Source organism: Mitsuaria sp. BK041 (assembly GCF_014193085.1).
Classification (GTDB): Bacteria; Pseudomonadota; Gammaproteobacteria; order Burkholderiales; family Burkholderiaceae_C; genus Roseateles.
The window spans coordinates 3,547,859-3,569,181 of sequence record NZ_JACHYT010000001.1; the positions used below are offsets into that span (position 1 = coordinate 3,547,859).

Annotated in this window: 21 protein-coding genes; 6 read left to right on the top strand and 15 right to left on the bottom strand. The window is 70.6% G+C overall.

Annotated elements, in window-relative coordinates; translation table 11 throughout:
- Positions 1-29 precede the first annotated feature (29 nt).
- On the top strand, positions 30-1,877 hold the full coding sequence (locus FHT38_RS15010; RefSeq protein WP_221213777.1) for a bifunctional diguanylate cyclase/phosphodiesterase: 1,848 nt from the start codon (positions 30-32) through the stop codon (positions 1,875-1,877).
- 103 nt (positions 1,878-1,980) lie between these two features.
- On the opposite strand, the gene rraA is transcribed toward FHT38_RS15010, so the two are convergent.
- The 4 genes from rraA to FHT38_RS15030 all read right to left on the bottom strand — a co-directional run bounded on the left by rraA (position 1,981) and on the right by FHT38_RS15030 (position 6,041).
- Complete coding sequence (gene rraA, locus FHT38_RS15015) at positions 1,981-2,517, bottom strand: ribonuclease E activity regulator RraA (protein WP_183492231.1); 537 nt, start codon at positions 2,515-2,517, stop codon at positions 1,981-1,983.
- A gap of 133 nt (positions 2,518-2,650) precedes the next feature.
- The gene (locus FHT38_RS15020; RefSeq protein WP_091732018.1) at positions 2,651-2,878 is read right to left on the bottom strand and encodes an RNA-binding S4 domain-containing protein; all 228 of its coding nucleotides are present in this window, start codon (positions 2,876-2,878) and stop codon (positions 2,651-2,653) included.
- A 14-nt stretch (positions 2,879-2,892) separates the two neighbouring features.
- Positions 2,893-4,617 (bottom strand): thiamine pyrophosphate-binding protein, encoded by a 1,725-nt coding sequence (locus FHT38_RS15025; RefSeq protein WP_183492232.1) that lies wholly within the window; start codon positions 4,615-4,617, stop codon positions 2,893-2,895.
- 167 nt (positions 4,618-4,784) lie between these two features.
- Positions 4,785-6,041: an MFS transporter gene (locus FHT38_RS15030; protein WP_183492233.1), complete on the bottom strand. Its 1,257-nt coding sequence runs from the start codon at positions 6,039-6,041 to the stop codon at positions 4,785-4,787.
- A 69-nt stretch (positions 6,042-6,110) separates the two neighbouring features.
- Here FHT38_RS15030 and FHT38_RS15035 point away from each other — a divergent pair, with 69 nt between their 5' ends.
- The 3 genes from FHT38_RS15035 to FHT38_RS15045 all read left to right on the top strand — a co-directional run bounded on the left by FHT38_RS15035 (position 6,111) and on the right by FHT38_RS15045 (position 8,807).
- Positions 6,111-7,052 carry a helix-turn-helix domain-containing protein gene (locus FHT38_RS15035; protein WP_183492234.1) on the top strand — a complete coding sequence of 314 codons (942 nt, stop codon included), beginning with the start codon at positions 6,111-6,113 and terminating at the stop codon, positions 7,050-7,052.
- A gap of 12 nt (positions 7,053-7,064) precedes the next feature.
- Complete coding sequence (nadA, locus tag FHT38_RS15040; RefSeq protein ID WP_183492235.1) at positions 7,065-8,171, top strand: quinolinate synthase NadA; 1,107 nt, start codon at positions 7,065-7,067, stop codon at positions 8,169-8,171.
- A 348-nt stretch (positions 8,172-8,519) separates the two neighbouring features.
- Positions 8,520-8,807 (top strand): late competence development ComFB family protein, encoded by a 288-nt coding sequence (locus FHT38_RS15045; RefSeq protein ID WP_091731999.1) that lies wholly within the window; start codon positions 8,520-8,522, stop codon positions 8,805-8,807.
- Positions 8,808-8,825: 18 nt separating this feature from the next.
- On the opposite strand, the gene nadB is transcribed toward FHT38_RS15045, so the two are convergent.
- Positions 8,826-10,439 carry an L-aspartate oxidase gene (nadB, locus tag FHT38_RS15050; RefSeq protein ID WP_091733767.1) on the bottom strand — a complete coding sequence of 538 codons (1,614 nt, stop codon included), beginning with the start codon at positions 10,437-10,439 and terminating at the stop codon, positions 8,826-8,828.
- A gap of 192 nt (positions 10,440-10,631) precedes the next feature.
- On the opposite strand from nadB, the gene FHT38_RS15055 reads away from it, so the two are divergent.
- Entirely contained in the window at positions 10,632-10,775 is a 144-nt protein-coding gene (locus FHT38_RS15055; protein WP_183492236.1) for a hypothetical protein, read from the top strand.
- A gap of 33 nt (positions 10,776-10,808) precedes the next feature.
- On the opposite strand, the gene FHT38_RS15060 is transcribed toward FHT38_RS15055, so the two are convergent.
- A complete protein-coding gene (locus FHT38_RS15060; protein ID WP_183492237.1) occupies positions 10,809-11,702 on the bottom strand; it encodes an NAD(P)/FAD-dependent oxidoreductase in 894 nt (297 codons plus the stop codon).
- Between the two features lie 113 nt (positions 11,703-11,815).
- Between FHT38_RS15060 and FHT38_RS15065 the strand changes: the two genes are divergently transcribed.
- The gene (locus FHT38_RS15065; protein ID WP_183492238.1) at positions 11,816-12,457 is read left to right on the top strand and encodes a TetR/AcrR family transcriptional regulator; all 642 of its coding nucleotides are present in this window, start codon (positions 11,816-11,818) and stop codon (positions 12,455-12,457) included.
- 45 nt (positions 12,458-12,502) lie between these two features.
- Here FHT38_RS15065 and FHT38_RS15070 read toward each other — a convergent pair whose 3' ends face one another.
- From FHT38_RS15070 to paaC, 9 genes are all read right to left on the bottom strand, one after another.
- Entirely contained in the window at positions 12,503-12,877 is a 375-nt protein-coding gene (locus FHT38_RS15070) for a response regulator transcription factor (protein ID WP_091731985.1), read from the bottom strand.
- Positions 12,878-13,000: 123 nt separating this feature from the next.
- Positions 13,001-13,168 (bottom strand): hypothetical protein, encoded by a 168-nt coding sequence (locus FHT38_RS15075; protein ID WP_175538442.1) that lies wholly within the window; start codon positions 13,166-13,168, stop codon positions 13,001-13,003.
- Between the two features lie 121 nt (positions 13,169-13,289).
- Positions 13,290-14,717 carry an aldehyde dehydrogenase family protein gene (locus tag FHT38_RS15080; RefSeq protein ID WP_183492239.1) on the bottom strand — a complete coding sequence of 476 codons (1,428 nt, stop codon included), beginning with the start codon at positions 14,715-14,717 and terminating at the stop codon, positions 13,290-13,292.
- 111 nt (positions 14,718-14,828) lie between these two features.
- Complete coding sequence (gene paaZ / locus FHT38_RS15085; protein WP_183492240.1) at positions 14,829-16,883, bottom strand: phenylacetic acid degradation bifunctional protein PaaZ; 2,055 nt, start codon at positions 16,881-16,883, stop codon at positions 14,829-14,831.
- Positions 16,880-18,037, bottom strand: a complete 1,158-nt coding sequence (locus tag FHT38_RS15090; RefSeq protein WP_183492241.1) for an ABC transporter substrate-binding protein — start codon at positions 18,035-18,037, stop codon at positions 16,880-16,882. Before FHT38_RS15090 ends, paaZ begins: the two co-directional genes overlap by 4 nt.
- Before the next feature lie 94 nt (positions 18,038-18,131).
- Positions 18,132-18,773: a TetR/AcrR family transcriptional regulator gene (locus tag FHT38_RS15095; RefSeq protein ID WP_183492242.1), complete on the bottom strand. Its 642-nt coding sequence runs from the start codon at positions 18,771-18,773 to the stop codon at positions 18,132-18,134.
- A 21-nt stretch (positions 18,774-18,794) separates the two neighbouring features.
- The gene (gene paaE / locus FHT38_RS15100; RefSeq protein ID WP_183492243.1) at positions 18,795-19,874 is read right to left on the bottom strand and encodes a 1,2-phenylacetyl-CoA epoxidase subunit PaaE; all 1,080 of its coding nucleotides are present in this window, start codon (positions 19,872-19,874) and stop codon (positions 18,795-18,797) included.
- Positions 19,875-19,921: 47 nt separating this feature from the next.
- Complete coding sequence (gene paaD / locus FHT38_RS15105; RefSeq protein ID WP_183492244.1) at positions 19,922-20,518, bottom strand: 1,2-phenylacetyl-CoA epoxidase subunit PaaD; 597 nt, start codon at positions 20,516-20,518, stop codon at positions 19,922-19,924.
- Between the two features lie 31 nt (positions 20,519-20,549).
- Positions 20,550-21,323: a 1,2-phenylacetyl-CoA epoxidase subunit PaaC gene (gene paaC, locus FHT38_RS15110; RefSeq protein ID WP_183492245.1), complete on the bottom strand. Its 774-nt coding sequence runs from the start codon at positions 21,321-21,323 to the stop codon at positions 20,550-20,552.

Below are 21,323 nucleotides of genomic sequence, written 5' to 3' on the forward strand. Positions count from 1 at the left end.
CATGCTCGCCGGGGCTACAGGGAGCAGCGATGCGGGAACAGCACGCGACAAGAACCGATGAGCAGGCGTCCATCGACCACCTCCAGCGCGACGTGCTGGAAGCGGTGGCCCTGGGCCGTCCGCTGGCCGCGGTGATGGACCTGCTGTGCCGCGGCGTCGAGACCTTGGCGCCGGAGGTGATCTGCTCGGTGCTCTCGGTCGACGAGGAGGGTCGGGTCCACCCGCTGGCCGCGCCCAGCCTGCCCACCTCCTTCAGCGGCGCCCTGGAGGGCTTCTCGATCGGCCCGCGGGCGGGCTCCTGCGGCACCGCCGCCTGGCGCCGGCAGCCGGTCGAGGTCACCGACATCGCCAACGACCCGCTCTGGGCCGATTTCCGCGAGCTGGCATTGCCGCACGGCCTGGCCGCCTGCTGGTCGACGCCCATCCTGCTGGGGACGGACCAGGTCGTCGCCACCTTCGCCCTGTACTACCGCGAACCGCGCGCCGCCGCGCCCTTCCATCGCCGCATGGTGCAGGCCTGCGCCCAGCTGTGCCAGATCGCCTTCATGCATGACCGGCACCAGCGCGAGATCGAACGCCTGGCCTACTTCGACGGCGTCACCGGCCTGCCCAACCGCACGCTGCTGGCCGACCGCGCGCGCCAGGCGCTGCTGCTGGCGCTGCGCAGCGAGTCGCCCGCCGCGCTGCTGCTGCTGGACATCGACCGCTTCAAGACGGTCAACGACTCGCTCGGGCACGCGGTGGGCGACCAGGTGCTGAAGCACATCTCCAAGCGCCTGTCGGGGGCGCTGCGCGACAGCGACACGCTGGCGCGGCTGGGCGGCGACGAGTTCGTCGCGCTGCTGCCGGGCTGCACCGTCGAGGACGCGATGCATGTCGCCGACAAGCTGCGCGCGGTGCTGGAGGCGCCGATCCCGCTCGACGGTAGCCATGCCCGGGTGCAGATGACGGCCAGCATCGGCGTCTGCGGTTTTCCCAAGGACGGCCAGGACCTCGACCAACTGCTCAAGAACGCCGACATCGCGATGTACGAGGCCAAGCGCGCCGGCCGCGATTGCGCGCGCTTCTTCCTGCGTGCGATGAACCAGGCGCTGGACGAGCGGCTGGACATCGAGGCGGCGCTGCGCCATGCGCTGTCCCAGGGGCTGCTGCAGCTGCACTTCCAGCCCAAGATCCGGCTGAGCGATCGCCGGCTGGTCGGGGTCGAGGCCCTGCTGCGCTGGCACGATGCCGAGCGCGGCTGGGTGCCGCCGGACCGCTTCATCCCGGTCGCCGAGGAGAGCGGCCTGATCAACGCGCTGGATGCCTGGGTGCTGGAGCAGTCCTGCGCCCAGCTGGCGCGCTGGCGGGCCCAGGGCGTCGACGTCCCCGGCCTGTCGGTCAACGTGTCGCCGCAGCGCTTCCACCAGGACGACGTCGCGGCGCATGCGCGGGCGCTGCTGGCGCGGCACGGCTTGGCGGCGAGCGACCTGACGCTGGAAGTCACCGAGCGGCTGATGCTCGACGACACCAGCCGCCCGCGCGCGCAGCTGCAGCAGCTCCATGAGATGGGCGTGGGCGTGTCGGTGGACGACTTCGGCACCGGTTATTCCAGCCTGAGCTACCTCAAGCGCTTGCCGGTGACGGAGCTCAAGCTGGACAAGAGCTTCGTGCGCGACCTGGAGCAGGATGCCGACGATCGGGCGCTGTCCAGCGCCGTGATCGGCATCGGTCGTTCGCTCGGGCTGACGGTGGTCGCGGAAGGCGTGGAGACCGCCGGCCAGCGCGACCTGCTGCTGACGATGGGCTGCGACGCGGCGCAGGGCTGGCTGTTCGGCCGGCCGATGGCGCCCGAGGCCTTGCCGGGCTGGATGGCGGTGCACGACGCCGCCGCGTGAGCCGGCGGCAGGTGCACCAGTCGCCGGGGTTGCCCCGATCACAGCAGCCGTAACGGCCGTAGCAGTCGTTGCAGTCGCTGAAGACGCCGCGGTCGCGGGTCGCTCAGCCGGCGGGATGCACCGCGCTGGGCGTGATGACGACGCCGTCCTCGTCGGCGTAGAGCCAGTCGCCTGGACGGATCCACACGCCCTCGATCTGCACCGGCAGGTCGGCGAGCCCCGGCTCGCGGCGCTCGGTGGGCATGGGCACGTGGCCGAGCGCGAAGATGCCCACCGCCGCCGCGCGCAGTTCCTTGAGGTCACGCACCGCGCCATGCACCAGCACGCCGGCCCAGCCGTTCTTCGCGGCGCTGGCGGCCAGGTTCCCGCCCAGCAGCGCGCGCCGCAGCGACGCGCCGCCATCGACCACCAGCACGCGGCCGGCCCCGAAGCTCTCGACGGCCGCCTTCACCGGCGTGTTGTCGTCGAGGCAGCGCACCGTCGCCACCGGCCCGGCGAAACGCGCCTGTCCGCCGTAGCTGCGGTACAGGCTGCCGGGCAGCCAACGGGTGGCGCCGCTGCTGTCCGACTTCAGCGAGTCGCAGAGGTCGCAGGTGGAGAAACGGATCGCGGCACGGCTGGAAGCGCTGGGGCTGGTCATCGGGTCACTCCTGGAGGGGTTCGATCATCGATGCGGTCATCGGGGGTCATTGGCGCGGCCATCGGCGCGATCGTCGACGCCGGCTCGGCGCGGCCGTCGTCATGCGGGCGCATGGTCTCGCTCCGGCTCGAACTCAGGCGGGCGGCAGCACCTCGACGCGCTGGCCGTTGAACTCGACCACCTGGCCGGCACGGATCTTGGCGGTCTTGCGCAGCTCGACCTGGCCGTCGACGCGGACCTGACCCTCGGCGATGAAGTGCCGGGCCTCGCCGCCGCTGCCGGTCAGCGCGGTGGCCTTGAGCAGCTTGTCGAGTTCGATGAAGTCGCCGCGCAGGGCGAAGGGGATGGCGGATGCGGACATCCGTGCATTCTCCGTCAGTGGCCCAGGCGCTTGATCGCCGCCTCCCGGATGCTGCTGAGCGTGGCGCGGCTGGTGGAGATCTCCACCGGCAGCTTCAGGTGGAGCAGCGTCGGCACCTGCGCGGCGATGGCCGCTCTCAGCGCGGGTTCCACCTCCTCGGTGCGCGAGGCGCTGAAGGCCTGCCATCCATAGGCGCGGGCCAGGGCGGCGAAGTCGGGGTTGTGCAGATCGCTGCCGCTGACGCGGCCGGGGTATTCGCGCTCCTGGTGCATGCGGATCGTGCCGTAGCTGCCGTTGTCGACGACGACGCAGATCAGCCGGCGCGCCCCGTGGGCCATGGCGGTCGACATCTCCTGGCCGGTCATCAGGAAATCGCCGTCGCCGGCGATGTTGACGACCCAGCGCTCGCGCTGCAGCAGCGCCGCGGCGACCGCCGCCGGGAAGCCGTAGCCCATCGCGCCGCTGGTCGGCGCGAGTTGCGTGCGGCCCCCTTGATGCAGCGCGGTGTAGCGATGGAAGCGATGCAGCCAGCCGCTGTAGTTGCCGGCGCCGTTGGTGAAGATGGTCTCGGCGGGCAGCAGGCGATCCAGCAGGTGCATCACCTCCGCCAGGTCCATCGGCCCCACCGGCAGCGCCTGCTGGTTGCGCTGGTAGTCGGCGCGGGCCTCGCGGGTCCACTCCAGCCAGGGCAGCTCCGCATGGCCGCCCGGCGGCCGCAGCTGCTGCAGGGCCAGCGCGGCGCCGCTCATGCTGGCCTGGATCATCTGGTCGGCCGCGTAGACACGGCCCAGTTCCTCGGGCCCCGCATGGAGGTGGACCAGTTGCTGCGCCGGGCGCGGCGCCTTCAGCAGCGTGTAGCCGCCGGTGGTCATCTCGCCCAGCCGCGGGCCGATCGCGAGGATCAGGTCGGACTCGGCGATGCGCCGGGCCAGCGCCGGATTGATGCCGATGCCGACATCGCCCGCATACAGCGGGTCGCGGTTGTCGTAGAGGTCCTGGAAGCGGAATGCGCAGCCCACGGGCAGTTGCCAGGCCTGGGCGAAGTCCTGCAGCGCGGCGCAGGCCTGCGGCGTCCAGCCGCCGCCGCCGGCGATGACGAAGGGCCGCTGCGCCGCCTCGAGCCGCGCCTGCAGCTCGACCAGGTCGGCCGGCGCGGGCCAGGCCACGGCCGGCCTGGCGCGCGGCAGCACCGGCGCATCGGTGGGCTGCGTGAGCATGTCCTCGGGCAGCACCAGCACGACCGGTCCGGGGCGTCCCTGCATCGCGGTGTGGAAGGCGCGGGCGACGTATTCGGGCAGGCGAGCCGGGTCCTGCACCTCGCCAACCCATTTCGCCATGCCCAGCGTGCCGGGGCCCAACATCTGGCGGTAATCGACTTCCTGGAAGGCCTCGCGATCGCGCTGGTCGGAGGCGACCTGCCCGATGAACAGGATCATCGGCGTCGAATCCTGGAAGGCCGTGTGCAGGCCGATGCTGGCATTGGTCGCGCCGGGGCCGCGCGTCACGAAGCAGATGCCGGGCCGGCCGGTCAGCTTGCCCTGCGCCTCGGCCATGAAGGCGGCGCCGCCCTCCTGCCGGCAGGCCACGAAGCGGATGCGCTCGCGATGCTCATGGAAGCCGTCGAGGACCGCGAGATAACTCTCGCCAGGAACGCCGAAGACATCGGTGATGCCTTGCTCGATCAGGGCCTCGACGAGGACGTGACCGGCGGGACGGGTGACGGTGCGGTGCTGATCCATGGCGGACCACTGTAGCGAGCAGCCCCGCCATTGCAAGCCGGCGTTCGTCCCCTGTTGCGGCGCGGCCCCGGTCAAGCCCTCGGGAGCGGCAACTATGGGTAGAACACCGGCGGGCAAGCCCCTGTTCGGGGCCAGGTCTTGCCTAGCCTGCGCTGATCCGTGGGCGATCAGCCGCGGCCCTTGCGGACCAGGCTGGCCGCGCCGACGCCCAGCAGCAGCGCCAGCGAGGCGCCGAAGAAGACCGCGTTGTTCCAGTGGCGGTCCATCAGCGCGCCGAAGATCGGCGCGGCCACCGCGAAGCCGGTATCCAGGCCCGAATAGACGGTGCCGTACACGCGTCCCGTCGCGCCCGGGGGCGCGGCGCGCTTGATCAGCATGTCGCGCGACGGGCCCGCCAGGCCGGTGCCGAAGCCGGCCGTCGCCGCCGCGATCAGCGCCGCCGTCGCGGGCAGCCAGCCGGTGGCGGTCAGCGCCAGCAGCGCGGCGGCGGCGAACATCGCGCCGGCGATGTTGCGCTCCAGGTTCTGCGACTTCGCCACCAGGAAGCCGCCGACGATCATCCCCGCCGCGCCCGCCAGCATGTAGCCGGTCACCACGAAGGCGGTGCTGGCCAGGCTCACGCCGTACATCGCCGACAGCGCCGGCGAGGCGAAGCTCTGGATCGCGCTCAGCGCCGAGGTCGTGAAGAAGAAGAACGAGAAGCACAGCCACACCGACGGCAGCTTCAGGAAGGCCATCGGATGCTCGTCGACCGGCGCCTTGGCCGCGCCGGCCTTCTCATGGCCCCAGGCGCCCTGGCTGTCGTCGATCGCGTCGCGCTTGAACGCCAGCAGGGCGATCACGAACAGCGCCCAGGCCGCCGTCGCGGCGTAGCCGAGCCGCCATTGGCCGGTCGCCTCGTGCATCGAGATCAGCAGCACCGGCGCCACCGCCCAGCCCAGGTTGCCGGTGATGCCGTGCACCGAGAACGCATGGCCCAGCCGCTGCTGCGACACCCGCTTGTTGAGGATGGTGAAGTCCACCGGGTGGAAGGGCGAATTGCCCAGGCCGGCGAGCGCGGCGGCCAGCGCCAGCCCGGCGAAGCCCTGCGCCGTCCCCGCCGCCAGCGAGGCCAGCACGAAGCAGCCCAGCGCGACGAACAGCACCGGCCGGGCGCCGGTCTTGTCCACCAGGAAGCCCGACAGCGCCTGCCCCACGCCGGAGATCACGAAGAAGATCGTCACCAGCAGGCCCAGCTCGGAGTAGCTCAGGCCGAATTCCCGCATGAACACCGGGAACAGCGGCGGCAGCAGCATGTGGAAGAAGTGGGAGGTGCCGTGCGCCAGGCCGATCAGGCTGATGGTCTGGATGTCTCGCTTGGCGCTCTGCGCGGGGCTCAGCGACGGGAGCGCGGCCGCGGTGGCGGTGGTGGTGGCGGAATTCATGGGCGAAATGGTGACAGGGCCTTCACGACGGAATTACGATAGCCGGCCAAGTTCTGTCGAGTTTCCGCCATGAACCCCTCCCGCCCCGCCGCCTCCCCCCCTGCCCCCTCGGCGCGATCCCGTCCGTCCTCGGGGGGCAGCCCTTCGGGCGTCGTCGGAGCGGCCCGCGCGCCCCACGCGTCACGGGCCTCCCGGGCGCCGCTGCCCGAGGCCCCGGGCCGCACCAGCCTGCCGCCGCTCGATCCCCGCCGCTACGCGCCCAGCGCCGAGCGCCCGGTGCGAGCCAAGTCGCGCAGCCTGGACGGGCACATGGACATCCAGGCGCACTTCCACACCTGGGGCCAGTTCGTCTTCTCGGTGACCGGTGTCGTGCGGGTCAGCACCGACCGCGCCACCTTCCTGGTGCCGCCGTCGCGCGGGGTCTGGATCCCGGCCGGCGTGGTCCATGCGGTGACGGCGGTCGAGCGCTGCGAGCTGCGCACGCTCTACCTGCTGAACCCGCCGGCGGACGCCGCGCCTTGGGCCGCGAATCGGGTGCTGGAGGTCTCGCCGCTGCTGCGGGAGCTGGCCGTGCAGCTGGCCCGGGACGAGGTCGAGCCGGGCGACGCCGTCGCCGACCGCGAGGCCTGGATCGGCCAGTTGATCCTGGACGAGCTGCGCCGCGCGCCGACGCTGCAGCTGGGGGTCGCGCTGCCGACCGACAAGCGCCTGCGCCGGCTGTGCGAGGCGGTGCTGGCCGAGCCCATGCGCCATGCCAGCCTGGACGACTGGGCGGCCGAAGTCGGCGCGAGCGCGCGCACCGTGTCGCGGCTGTTCCGGCAGGAGCTGGGCAGCAGCTACGCCCAGTGGCGGCAGCAGGCGCTGCTGGCCGAGGCCTTGCGCCTGGCCGCGCGTCGCAAGCCGATGCAGGTGATCGCCGCGGAACTCGGTTATGCCAGCGCCAGCGCCTTCACCGCGATGGTCACCCGCACGGTCGGCATGCCGCCGAGCCGGTTTTTCGGTCACACCTAGAATTCCGGCCCTATGGAACAGGTTCTTTACGACTTCGCCCGCCAGGACGCGCAAGGCGCCACCTGCACCGCCCATGCCTGGGCCAAGGTGCCGGCGCCGCTGACGTCGAGCCAGCGCCAGCAACTGAAGGCCCGCGCCGCCGAGCTGCTCAAGGCCAAGGGCGCCGTGCTGGTGGCGCACTACTACGTGGACGGCGACCTGCAGGACCTCGCCCGGGAGACCGGCGGCATCGTGTCCGATTCGCTGGAAATGGCCCGCTTCGGCCGCGATCACGCGGCGCGGACGCTGGTCGTGGCTGGCGTGAAGTTCATGGGCGAGAGCGCCAAGATCCTCAGCCCCGAGAAGCGCGTGCTGATGCCCGACCTGGACGCCACCTGCTCGCTGGACCTGGGCTGCCCGGCCGAGGACTTCGCGGCGTTCTGCGACGCCCATCCCGACCGCACCGTGGTCGTCTACGCCAACACCAGCGCCGCGGTGAAGGCGCGCGCGGACTGGATGGTCACCAGTTCCTGCGCGCTGGAGATCGTCAGCGAGCTCAAGGCTCGCGGGGAGAAGATCCTGTGGGCGCCGGATCGCCACCTGGGCCGCTACATCCAGGAGCAGACCGGCGCCGACATGCTGATGTGGAACGGCGCGTGCATCGTGCATGACGAGTTCAAGGGCCTGGAGCTGGAGCTGCTGCGCGAGCAGCATCCGGACGCGATGATCCTGGTCCATCCGGAGTCGCCGGCCTCGGTGGTGGCGCAGGCGGACGTGGTGGGCTCGACCTCGGCGCTGATCAAGGCGGTGGTCGAGGGCAGCGCGCGCGAGTATGTGGTCGCAACGGACAACGGCATCCTGCATGCGATGCGCCAGCTGGCGCCGGGCAAGGTGCTGATCGAGGCGCCGACGGCGGGCAACAGCGCGACCTGCAAGAGTTGCGCGCACTGCCCGTGGATGGCGATGAATGGGCTGCAGGGCCTGGTCGATTGCCTGGAGCATGGCAGCGGGGAGATCTTCGTCGAGGAGCCGATCCGCTCGCAGGCGCTGGGGTGCATCGACCGCATGCTGGACTTCACCGCTCAGCTCAAGGCCCGCCAGGCGGCCGGTGCGCTGGTGCCGGGCATCGGCGCCGCCTGAGCGCGGCGCAAGACCCCTCACCCCCACCCTCTCCCCGCACGCGGGGCGAGGGAGTCATACCGCCCGCGATCATCCCCTCCCCCGCACGCGGGGTGAGAGCCTCATACCGCCCCGGTCATCCCTTCTTTCCGCACGCGGGGTGAGAGCATCAACCGCCCCGGTCATCCCCTCGCCCCCGAAGGGGGAGAGGGCGAGGGTGAGGGGGTTGGCCGCAGGACCGCGATGCCAACCTCACGCCCCACACGAACGAGGGGTCGCCGGGGGGCTTTTCATTTGCGCCGGAGCGCGCGATGCTGCGCTCCATCCCCGGTCATCCCGGCCAACCCGGCCACTCCGCAGGACGCGCCCATGGACTTCACCTCGCTCTACAACCACCACGAACGCGAAGTGTTCGCCGCGGTGATGGAATCCGCGCCGCAGTATCCCGAGATCCACCGCGAGCCCGAGCTGCTGGCCGATGTCGCCTGCGTCGCGCTCAACCGCCTGCCGCCACGCTACATCCGCCATGCCGTGGACTACTCGTTCTACCTGACCGAGCAGGAACGCCACGACGTCGACGCCGCGATCAAGGAAGCGGTCGCCCACGCCTTCGAATTCGTGCAGTCGCGCAGCGCGCTGCGGGCGAGACAGCGCTAGGCCCGGCGCCGGGCCCGCTCAGCGCGTATTGCCGTTGCGCACCAGCACGGTGGGCAGGCTGGCGGGCAGCGTGCGCGGATAGTCGCGGCTGTAGTGCAGCCCGCGGCTTTCATGCCGCAGCAGGGCCGAGCGCACGATCAGCTCCGCGCAATCGACCAGGTTGCGCAGCTCCAGCAGGTCGCGGCTGACGCGGAAGTTGGCGTAGTAGTCGTCGATCTCCGCGCGCAGCAGGTCGATGCGGTGCAGCGCCCGCTGCAGCCGCTTGGTCGTGCGCACGATGCCGACGTAGTTCCACATCAGCAGCCGCAGCTCGTCCCAGTTGTGGGCGATGACCACCTGCTCGTCCGCATCCTCGACCTGGCTCTCGTCCCAGGCGGGCAGCGGCGCGGGGTCGAGCTCTGGCTGCGACAGGATGTCCGCGGCGCATCCGCGGCCGAGCACGACGCACTCCAGCAGCGAGTTGCTCGCCAGCCGGTTGGCGCCGTGCAGGCCGGTGTGGGCGGTCTCGCCGACGGCATACAGGCCGGGCAGGTCGGCGCGGCCCTGCAGGTCGGACACGACGCCACCGCAGGTGAAGTGCACGGCCGGCACGACCGGGATGGGCTGGCGCGCGATGTCGATGCCCAGCGCCAGGCAGCGCGCGTGGATGGTCGGGAAATGTTCCTTGAGGAAGGCCTCGCCCAGGTGGGTGGCGTCCAGCCAGACGTGATCCAGGCCGTGCTTCTTCATCTCGAAGTCGATCGCGCGGGCGACGACGTCGCGCGGCGCGAGCTCCAGGCGTTCGTCGTGCGCCGCCATGAAGCGGGTGCCGTCCGGCAGCTTGAGATGACCGCCCTCGCCGCGCAGCGCCTCGGTGATCAGGAAGCTGCGTTCCTGCGGGTGGTAGAGGCAGGTCGGGTGGAACTGGATGAACTCCATGTTGGCGATGCGGCAGCCCGCTCGCCAGGCCATGGCGATGCCGTCGCCGGTGGAGGTGTCCGGATTGGTCGTGTAGCGATAGACCTTGCCGGCGCCGCCGGTGGCCATCACCACGGCGCGGGCGGCGATCGCGTCCACGCGCTGCGCGTCCATGTCGAGCGCGTAGATGCCGTAGCAGCGCGACGGCTCCTCGCGCTGCACATGGCGCGAGGTGATCAGGTCCAGCGCCATCCAGCGCTGGCGCAGCTCGATGTTGGGATGGGCCGCGGCCTTGGCCAGCAGCGCGTCGTGGATGGCCTTGCCGGTCGCGTCGGCGGCATGGGCGATGCGGCGCACGGCGTGGCCGCCCTCGCGGGTCAGGTGCAGGCCCAGCGGGCCCTGCTCGTCGGGGGTGAACGGGACGCCCTGCTCGACCAGCCAGCCGACGGCGTCGGCGCTGCGTTCGGCGATGAAGCGGGCGGTGGCCTCGTCGACCAGGCCGGCGCCCGCGTCCTGCGTGTCGCGGACGTGGCTCTCGATGCTGTCGTCGGACCCGAGCACGCCGACGATGCCGCCCTGGGCCCAGGCGGTGGCGGCCTCGTTGAGCTCCCGCTTCGCCAGGACGATCACCGGCACCCGATCGGCCAGGTGCAGCGCCACGGTCAGTCCGGCCAGGCCGGCACCCACGATCACCACCGGCGTCTGCGCGGCACCGGTCGGAACAGCTGCTGTCATCGTCATCGCCCCGTCACCAGGGCGTCATCGCTTGGGAGTCGGCGATTCTACGAGCGGTCAAATTGGCCCGCGTTCCGGTCGGCTCGAGCCAGTGCCTACCGCAAACGGCGCCAGTTGGCCATGGCCTCTCAAAGTCTGGTGTCGTGTCGGCTCGAAACCTAGAGTCGACGGCTTCAACAGCGCCGTCCTCTCATGAACCACGACGCAATCATCTTCATCTGCCTGCTCGTGCTCGCCATCGTGGCGCAAAGCGTGACGCATCCGACGCCGATCTATCTGGCGGGCGTTGCCGCCATCTACCTGCTTCGCAGGCTGCTGGAGCGTTGGGGCGGCTAGGGACGGGGCAACTGAAGCCGCGCCCCCTTGCGCTCAAGCCAGCAGCGACTGCTGCGCGAAGATGCCCGCCATCGCGCCCTGCGACGAAGCCTGGGTGACCGAGGGCAGGAAGGGCGTGGCCAGGTCGCCGGCGGCGTAGATGCCGGGCACGCTGGTCTGGCGGCGGTCGTCGACCTGGAGAACGATGCCGGTGGGCGTGTCGATCGTGGCCAGGCCCAGCGATTCATGCAGGCCGGCGGACGGCTTGTTGCGCGGGTGGGCAAACAGCACGTCGACCGTGACGCGGCGGTCGGCATCGAGATGAACGGCGGCGATGCGGCCCTCTTGATGGGCGATCTCGACGATCCGGCCCTCGACGACAGGGATGCCGCGGTTGGCAAGATCGGTCCGGACCTCTGGCGGCATGTCGTGCCCGTTGGCGAAGACGGTCAGCTGGTCGGTCCAGTGCTGGAAGAGCCGCGCCGACTGGTGGGACTGCGGGCTGGACCAGAGCAGACCCCAGTGCTGGCCGGCGACCTCGAAACCATCGCAGTAGGGACAGGGCACGATCGACGTGCCCCAGCAGTCCGCGAAGCCCGGAACGCTCGGCATCTGATCGGCCACGCCATAACTCAGGATCACGCGGCGTGCCCGACGGCGTTCGCCATCCCCGGTGAGGACCGAGAAATCGTCGATGGCGCCGGTGACGCTGTCCGCCCGCGCATTGACCAGCTTGACCGTCGGGTAACGCGCCAGTTGCCGCCGCGCCTCGGCCAGGATGTCCAGCGGTGACTTGTGATCGTGACCGAGCAGGCCATGCGAATGGCCGGCGAAGCGATTACGCGGCAGACCGGTGTCCAGGACAGTGACCTGGCGGCGGGCGCGGCCGAGCTGCAGGGCGGCGGCGAGGCCGGCAAAGCTGCCGCCGATGATGATGACGTCATCCATGGTGAGGGCTCCGTGTTGCAAGGGGAGTACGCAAGCTTGCGTCAATTATTGGACTTTCAAGTCCAATAATGTGCGGCCGCTATAGTGAACTGTCAAGTCCACTAATTGCGCCCATGTCTTCGACCCCGACTCCCGCTCCCAAGCCCCAACGCGGGCGGCCACGCGATCCGGAGCGCAGCCGACGCATCCTGGAGGCGGCGCAGAAGCACTTCAACGAGCACGGCCTGGAGCGTGCCAGCGTGGACGCGATCGCCGCGGACGCGGGGGTCTCCAAGATGACCGTCTACAACAACTTCGGCTCGAAGGAAGGGCTGTTCCAGGCGGTCGTGCGCGACCGGTCGGCACCGGTGGTGGCGGGCGTCCCGGGCGCCGGGGCGCTGGATCCGGAGCAGCCCGAGAAGGCGCTGCTCGCGATCGGTACCCGCTTCCTGGCACTCGCGCGCGGGGACGACGCCCTGGGGGCGTTGCGCGCCATCTACGGCGTCGCGGGGGTGCAGCCGGACGCCTGCCAGGCGTTCTACCGGGAAGGCCCGGAGCGCGTGATGGGCGAGCTGGCCACCTACCTGCGCCGAGCCCACGCGGCCGGCACGCTGAAGGTGCGGCACCCGCCTCAGGCCGCGGACCTGTTCCTGTCGATGTTCTTCGGCTCCGCGCACATGCGCGGGCTGCTGAAGCTGGAGACGCCAGATCCCCGCGAGAACCGCGCGCTTCTGCGCGAGGCCGTGCGGGTCTTCATGGCGGCGTACGGCGCATGAGCGCCTTCATCGGCGTGGACGCCAGGACGGGGTCTGAAGACGTTCCTAGAACACCGGCTTCTCGCCGGCCAGCACCCGCAGGTCGTCGAGCAGCTGGAGCTGATCGTGGGCCTTGTCGTAGAAGCCGTCGGCGCCGTGCTTCTCGCACAGCGAGCGGTAGAAGTCCGGGTCGCGGCTGCTGAGCACCCACAGCTTGCCGGTGTAGCCGCCGCGGCGCGCGCGGCTCAGCACATGCATGCCGGAACCCACCTGCAGGTTGAGGTCGACCAGCACCACGTCCGGCTTCAGCGCCGGGATCGCCTGGACCGCGTCCTCTTCGCTATCCGCATAACCCACCACCTCGACGAAGGCCAGGCCTTCGAAGAGCCGCAGGAACTGCGTGCGAATGAACTCGGAATCCTCGACGAGCAGAACACGCATGCCCTTTTCCCTTCCCCGGTCTGAATGCTGCGACGCATTCTGGCGCGAGGCCGATTCACGCAGCGGCGTCAGGGGCGTCGAGTTCGCAACGGGTCGTATCCGGCGCGCGAGCAGCGCACCGGTTCAGACCACGACGGCGATCGCCGTGCACACGCCGCCGAAGCCGGCCGCGGAAGCGAGGAAGGTGACGTCGCGCCGCTCGCTGCCGCCTCGCCAGGCCATCAGGGCGACAAGGGCCAGGGTCCCGGTGAAGAGCAGTCCGGCGATGACAGGCGTGGTGAGGAGGTCCAAGGTCGTGAGCGGCGAGGTGGAAGGAAGGCCGCAGTGTGGGCGGCCCGTCCGTGCCACTCAAGGCCGGACTTCCTGGGCGCCGCTGCGGCTTTGCCGAAGCGACGCCCCTCCCCGCCTGGGATCAGCCGATCGTGATGGTCCTGGGTTCGAGGAAGGCTTCCAGGCCCATCACCCCGAACTCCCGTCCCTGCCCCGACAGCTTCACGCCGCCGAACGGCGCGAGCAGGTCGGGCGCGACGCGGTTGACCAGCACCGTGCCGGTCTCGATCCGCCCGGCCACGCGGCGGGCCCGCGCTTCATCGGCCGAGAACACATAGCCCTGGAGGCCGTAGGGCGAGTCGTTGGCGATTGCGATCGCCTGTTCCTCCGAGTCCACCGGCAGGATGGACAGCACCGGCCCGAAGATCTCCTCGCGCGCGATGTCCATGTCGTTGCGCACGTCGGTGAAGACGGTGGGCCGCACGAACCAGCCGCGCGTCAGTCCCTCGGGGCGACCTTCGCCGCCGACCACCAGGGTCGCGCCCTGTTCCTGGCCGCGCCGGATGTAGCGCTGGATGCGCTCGAACTGGGTACGGCTGACCATCGGGCCGATCGCCGTCGCGGGATCGCGTGGATCGCCGACGCGCATCGTCGCGACCGCGGTCCGCACCTGCTCGACGACCTCGGCCAGCCGCGCGCGCGGCACCAGCAGCCGCGTGCCGGCGACGCAGGCCTGCCCGCTGTTCATGAAGGCCGCGCCCAGGGCCAGCGGCACGGCGACGCGCAGGTCGGCATCGTCGAGCAGCAGCGAGGCCGACTTGCCGGTGAGCGCCAGGCTCACCCGCTTCATCGAGTCCACCGCGGCGCGCGCGATCAACTGGCCGGTCGGCGTCGAGCCGGTGAAGGACAGCTTGGCCACGCCGGGATGGGTGCCGATTTCGGCGCCCACGTCGGCGCCGCGGCCGGTCACGACGTTGACGACGCCCGGCGGCAGGTCCGCGTCATGGATCGCGCGGGTGATCACCAGCGCCTGCCAGGGGCTCAGCTCGCTGGGCTTGATCACCGTCGCGCAGCCCGCGGCGATGGCCGCGGCGAGCTTGCTGGCGATCGTCCCCGCGGCGGCATTCCACGGCGCGAAGAGCCCGGACACGCCGACCGGCCGCATCTGCAGGATCGACACGCCGTCCACACCGACGGGCCGCTCGAAGGCATAACTCGACAGCGTGCGGGCGGCGTCGCCGAAGCACTGCGACGCGTAGTTGGCCACCCATTGGGACCGCGCCACCGGGCCGCCGTACTCGAGGATGGAGGACTCGCGCAGCGCATCGGCATTCGCGAGCATCGCGACCTGCAGCCGCTCCAGCATGGCCACGCGGTCCGTCACCGCGGTGCGGCCGAAGTCGGGCTGCGCGCGGACGGCGGCCTCGATCGCGCGGCGCGCGTCTTCGCGACTGGCCATGCGCGCGCGGCCGATCACCGTCTCGTCCGCGGGGTTGACGATGTCGACCTCTTCCTCGCCGGTGGCGGGGAGGAAACGGCCGTCGATGTAGGTCTGGTCGACGTGGATCATGGCGAACGGCCTGCCGGCCTCAAGCTGCGATGCGCTCAATGTAGGAAGCGATCGGCCGCTTGATAAGCCATACGAAGGTTGCAGCCGCGCCGCCGGATCCGGCGGCCGGGCTCAGGCCTTCTTGGCGACCAGCGTGAGGATGTCGTAGCTCGCGACGAGCTCGCCGCGCTGGTTGGTCACCTGCACATCCCAGGCCACGACGCCTTGCGGCGGCTGGTCCGGGCGATTGCCGCGGTCGATGCGCCGCTTGCAGGTCAGGCGCGCCTGGATGGTGTCGCCGATCGCCACCGGATTGACGAAGCGCAGCGTGTCCAGCCCGTAATTCGCCAGCACCGGCCCGGGCGCCGGCGACACGAACAGCCCCGCCGCCGCCGACAGCACGAAGTAGCCGTGCGCGATGCGCTGGCCGAATTGCGTTTCCTTGGCGGCGACCTCGTCGAAGTGCATGTAGAAATAGTCGCCGCTGATGCCGCCGAAGTTGACGATGTCCGCCTCCGACACCGTGCGCCGGTGCGTCAGCAGCGAGTCGCCAACCTGGATCTCCTCGAAGTGCTTGCGGAACGGATGGATCGCGTCCTCCGTCACCTTGCCGCCGCGCACGTACTCGCCGGTGATCGCCGTCAGCATCGTCGGCGAGGCCTGCACCGCGCAGCGCTGCAGGTAGTGCTTCACCGCGCGGATGCCGCCGAGCTCCTCGCCGCCGCCCGCGCGGCCTGGGCCGCCGTGCTTGAGCATCGGCAGCGGCGAGCCATGGCCGGTCGACTCGCCGGCCGCGTCGCGGTCCAGCACCAGCAGCCGGCCGTGGAAGGCGGCCGCGTGGTACACGGCCTGCGCCGCCAGCGCCGGCGTCTTCGTGATCACCGAGCCCACCAGGCTGCCACGCCCCTTGGCCGCGAGCGCCAGCGCTTCGTCGAAGTCGCCGTAGGTCATCAGCGTCGACACCGGCCCGAATGCTTCGACGCTGTGCACCGCCTCGTTGCGCATCGCATCGCGGCACAGCAGCAGCGTCGGCGCGAAGAACGCGCCGTCGCCGACGCCCTCTCCCACCGGGGCGAAGCCGTCGCGTTCGCCGTACACGATCTCGTTGCCCTGCGCCAGCTGCGCCAGGCGCTCGGCCACGTCGGCCTGCTGCGCCTTCGATGCCAGCGCGCCCATGCGCACGCCGTCGATGGACGGATCGCCGATCCTGATCTTCGCCAGCCGCTCGCGCAGCGCCGCGGCCACCGCGTCGACCTGCGCCGCCGGCACGATCGCGCGTCGGATCGCCGTGCACTTCTGGCCGGCCTTGGCGCTCATCTCCCGCATCACTTCCTTGACGAAGAGATCGAATTCGGGATCGCCCGGCTGCACGTCCGGCGCCAGGATCGCGCAGTTCAGGCTGTCCGCCTCGGCGTTGAACGGCACCGAGCGGCGGATCAGGTTCGCGTTGACGCGCAGCTGCGCCGCCGTGTCCGCCGAGCCGGTGAAGGTCACCACATCGGTCTCTTCCAGCCGGTCCAGCAGATCGCCGGAACCCCCGATGACCAGCTGCAACGCGCCCGCCGGCAGCAGGCCGGACTCCTCGATCATGCGCACGCAGGCCTCGGCGACGTAGCTCGTGGCGGTGGCCGGCTTGACGATGCAGGGCATGCCGGCGAGGAAGCTCGGCGCGAACTTCTCCAGCATCCCCCACATCGGGAAGTTGAACGCGTTGATGTGGACCGCGACGCCGCGCTTGGGCACCAGCACATGCGTGCCCATGAACTGGCCGACCTTGCCGAGCTGCTGGGCCGGGCCTTCATGAACGATGTTGCTGGACGGCAGCTCGCGCCGGCCCATCGACGCGTAGGCGAAAAGCGTGCCGAAGCCGCCCTCGATGTCGATCCACGAGTCGGGCCGGGTGGCGCCGGTGTGGGCGGAGATCGCGTAGAGCGTTTCCTTGCGCTCCTGCAGGTAGGTGGCCAGGGCCTTGAGGATCGCGGCGCGCCGTTGGAAGTCGAGCGCGAGCAGCGACGGCAGCGCCTGCCGTCGCGCGAAGTCGAGGCTTTCGCCGAAGTCGATCTCCTCGGCATGGGTCTGCGCCACCAGCCGGCCGTTGATGGCGCTGTGCAGGCCGCGCGCGGCGTTCGAGCCGATCCAGCGACCGGCGATCAGGCTTTGGAGGACGGGGGTGGCGCTGAGACTCATGGCTGATACTTCCAAGTTCCGTTTTCAATCTTGACCATCACGCGGGCGCGCTGGTCCAGGCCCAGGTGGTCATTCGGCGACATCGTGAACACGCCGTGCGCGGCCGGCAGTTCCTTCACGCCTTCGATCGCGTCGCGCAGCGCCGCGCGGAACTGCGGCGTGCCGGGCTGGGCCTTCTTGATCGCGTTCGGGATCGCCGCCTGCAGCAGCAGGCCCGCATCCCAGGCATGGCCGCCGAAGGTCGACACGCTGCCCTTGCCGTAGGCCCTCTCGTACTCGGTCACGTAGGCCTTGGCGCTCTTCTTGGCCGGATGGTCGGCCGGCAGCTGGTCCACCACCAGCACCGGGCCGGCCGGCAGGTAGGTGCCCTCGACATCCTTGCCGCCCACGCGCAGGAAATCGTTGTTGGCCACGCCGTGGGTCTGGTAGTACTTGCCCGCGTAGCCGCGCTCCTTGAGCGTCTTCTGCGGCAGCGCCGCCGGCGTGCCGCTGCCGCCCACCAGCACCGCGTCCGGCTTGGCCGCCATGATCTTCAGCACCTGGCCGGTCACCGAGGTGTCGGTGCGGTTGTAGCGCTCGTTGGCGACGATGCTCAGGCCCTTGCTGGCGGCGACCTTGTTGAACTCGCCGTACCAGCCCTCGCCGTAGGCGTCGGCGAAGCCGATGTAGGCCACCGTCTTCACGCCCTGCGCCTGCATGTGGGTGGCAATGGCCAGCGCCATCATGATGTCGTTCTGCGGCGTCTTGAAGACCCACTTCTTCTTCGCGTCCATCGGCTCGACGATGCGCGCCGACGCCGCCATCGAGATCATCGGCACCTGCGCCTCCGACACCGCGTCGATCATCGCCAGCGAGTTCGGTGTCACCGTCGAGCCCACCACCACGTCGACCTTGTGCTCGGTGATCAGCTTGCGGGTGTTGGCCACCGCGGTGGTCGTGTCCGACGCGTCGTCCAGCACGATGTAGTTGACCTTCTGCCCGGCGATGGTCTTGGGCATCAGCGCGAAGGTGTTCTTCTCCGGGATGCCCAGCGAGGCCGCGGGCCCCGTCGCCGACACCGTCACGCCGACGTTGATGTCGGCGCGGGCGGCGCCGCCCAGCGCCATCAGCGCGGCGCCGGCCACGGCCAGCAGGGTCTTCTCGATGCGTGTCATGTCGTCTCCTTGGAATGTCGTTGTTCAGGAACGCAAGGGAATAGGAGGTACTGCTACTGCGACTGCAAGGGGGCGATGCTCCTCCGCGAAACCTTCATGAGACTTGCGGCGCGGGATCGCGCGGGGCCGGGTCGGCGGCTTCGGTCCGGACCGCGCCCAGGCCGCCGAAGAACAGATCGGCCACCATCGGCGCGACCGCCTCGTAGGTCAGCGCGCCATCGGGGCGCAGCCAGGTGAAGGTCCAGTTGATCATGCCGAACAGCAGCATGGTCAGCGGCTTGTGCAGGTGGGCGCCGCGCAGCTCCGGCCGCACCGCGGCCACCGCGTCGGCGAAGCGCCCCACCACCTGCCGCTCCACTTCGACCATGCGCTCGCGGTGCTCGTCGTCCAGGAACTTCAGGTCCTCGGTCAGCACGCGGTGCTCGTTCTGCGCCTCGCCGTAGGCCTGCACGAAGCGATGGATCAGGCCGCGCAGGTGGTCCGGCGGCGGCAGGCCCTGCGCGCTCACCTCGTCGACCAGGTCGACCAGGTGCTGCAGGTGGTTCTGGCAGATCTGCGCGAGCAGCTCATGCTTGTCGCGGACATAGTGGTACAGCGTGGGCTTGCTGACCTCGCAGGCCTCGGCGACCTGGTTCATCGAGGTGGCCGGGTAGCCCTGGTTGGCGAAAAGTCGGGCGGCCTGCGCGAGGATCTCCTCGCGGGTGGCATCGAATCCGGGGGCGCGACCTCGGGCCATGGGTGTTGTTTTCCTTGTGAATCAGCGTTCGTCGAACGAGATCACGACGCGCGGCGTCAGGGCGTGGGCCTGACAGCTGAGGATGAATCCAGCCGCCACCTCGTGCTTCTCGAGGGCGAAATTCTTATCCATCCGGACCTCGCCCTCGATGAGCTTGCAGCGGCAGGTCGAGCACACGCCCGATTTGCAGGAGAACGGCACGTCCATGCCGGCCCGCGCCGCGGCGTCGAGCAGGCTGGGATCGCTCTTGCGGAACTCGATCTCGCGCGAGACGCCGTCGCGGATCACGAGCACCTTGGCGGCCTCGGCGTCCTCTTCATGGATCTCATGCGGCGCCGGACGGCCGGTCTGCATCTCCGGTGTGCCGAAGCGCTCGATGTGGATGCGGTCCTCGGGCACGCCGGCGGCGCGCAGCGCGGCCTCGGCCTGCTCGTTCATCTCGAACGGTCCGCAGACGAAGACCTGGTCGATGCCGGCCGCCGGCACCGGCCCGGCCAGGAACTCGCCCAGCTTGGCCTGGTCCAGCCTGCCCGCCATCAGCGGGGCGTCGACATGCTCGCGCGAGAACACGTGATGCAGCGTCAGCCGCGTCATGTAGCGGTTCTTCAGGTCCTCGAGCTCTTCCTTGAACATCGCCGAGGCCGGCCGGCGGTTGCCGTAGATCAGCGTGAAGCGGCTCATCGGCTCGCGCGCCAGCACGGTCTTCATGATCGACAGGATGGGCGTGATGCCCGAGCCCGCCGCGATGCCGACGTAGTGCCGCGCCGACGCCGGATCGATGGGCACGTGGAAGCGGCCCTGCGGCGGGAAGACCTGGACCTCGTCGCCGGCCTTCAGCTGCCGGTGGACCCAGGTCGAGAAGGCGCCGCCATCGACATGGCGCACGCCCACGCGCAGCTCGCCGTCGTCGACGCCGGCGCAGATCGAGTACGAGCGGCGCAGGTCCTGGCCGTCGACGTCGCCGCGCAGCGTCAGGTACTGGCCCTGCGTGAAGCGGAAGGTGTCGCGCAGCGCCTCCGGCACGTCGAAGCACAGCACGACGGCGTCGTCGGTGTCCTGGTGCTTGGCGCGCAGGCGCAGCGGGTGGAAGTGCAGGCTCATGGCGATGGCGAGTGAATCGTGAAGGGACGGCGCGACCGGGCGGCGGCTCAGATCGGCTTGAAGTGTTCGAAGGGCTCGCGGCAGGCGAGGCAGCGGTACAGCGACTTGCAGGCGGTCGATCCGAACGCGGACAGCTGCTCGGTGTGCGCGCTGCCGCAGCGCGGGCAGGCGATGGCCTCGCGGCGGCGCACGATGCGCACCGGCACTCCCTGCCCCGCGTCCACCGGCCCCGGCGGCGCGATGCCATAGCGGCGCAGCTTCTCGCGGCCCTCGTCGGTGATCCAGTCGGTGGTCCAGGCGGGCGCGCGGCGCATCGTGACGGTGATCTCGCCGAAGCGGGCCAGCGCCTCGCGCACGCTCTGCTCGATCGCCTCGGTCGCGGGACAGCCCGAGTAGGTCGGCGTCAGCACGACCTCCAGGCCATCGGCGGTCTCGAGCAGATCGCGCACGATGCCGAGCTCCACCAGCGACACCGCCGGCACCTCGGGATCGAGGACCTGCGACAGCACTTCCCAGGCCGCGGACAGGCGCCCGCAGCCGAGGTCGGTGGGACCGGGTCCCGCATCGGACGGGGCCGGACGCGGACCGGCCGTCGTCAGCGACGACAACCAATCCAGGTGCGAGGGCGTCGGGGCAGCGTTCATGGTGGTCCTCGAAGCGTGGGCGTCGCCGCGCTCACCACACCCCGCCGGGGTAGGCGCGCTGCAGCGACTGCATCGTCGCCAGCATGTGGCCCATGTGCTCGCTGTGGACGCCGCGCACGCCGGCGTAGACGTGCGGCGTGTCCTTCGGGCGGGCCAGGCGCGCCTCGGCCAGCACCTCGTCCATCGCGGCGTTCCAGTCCGGCTTGAGCGACGACCAGGCCGGGCCCAGGCCGCTCGCCTCGGCGGCGGCATCGACGGCGTCCGACGCGAACAGCTCGTTCACGTAGGGCCAGAGCGCCGCCAGCGCGGTCGTCATGCGGCGGGTCGATTCCTCGCTGCCGTCGCCCAGGCGCACGACCCATTCGGCGGCGTGCTGCTGGTGATAGCGGACCTCCTTCACCGCCTTGGCGGCGATGGCGGCGACCTCCGCGTCGCTGGAGGCCTGCAGCCGCGTCCACAGCGGCAGCAGCCAGCAGGCGGCGACCAGGTTGCGCGCCTGCGTGAACGCGAAGTCGCCGCGCGGCAGCTCCATCAGCACGGGGTTCAGGTAGTGGCGCTCCTCGCGCAGGTAGGCGAGCTGGTCCTCGTCGAGCGGCTGCTCGTTGAGCTGGCCGGCGCGGGTCAGCAGCGCGCGCGCCTGGCCCAGCAGGTCCAGCGCGATGTTGCCCAGCGCCAGGTCCTCTTCCAGCACCGGCGAGTGGCCGATCCATTCCGAGATCCGGTGCGACAGCACCAGGCAGGCATCGCCGACGCGCAGCAGGTACTGGACGTCCGCGCGCTGGCCGGGTTGAACGGAAGTGCTCAT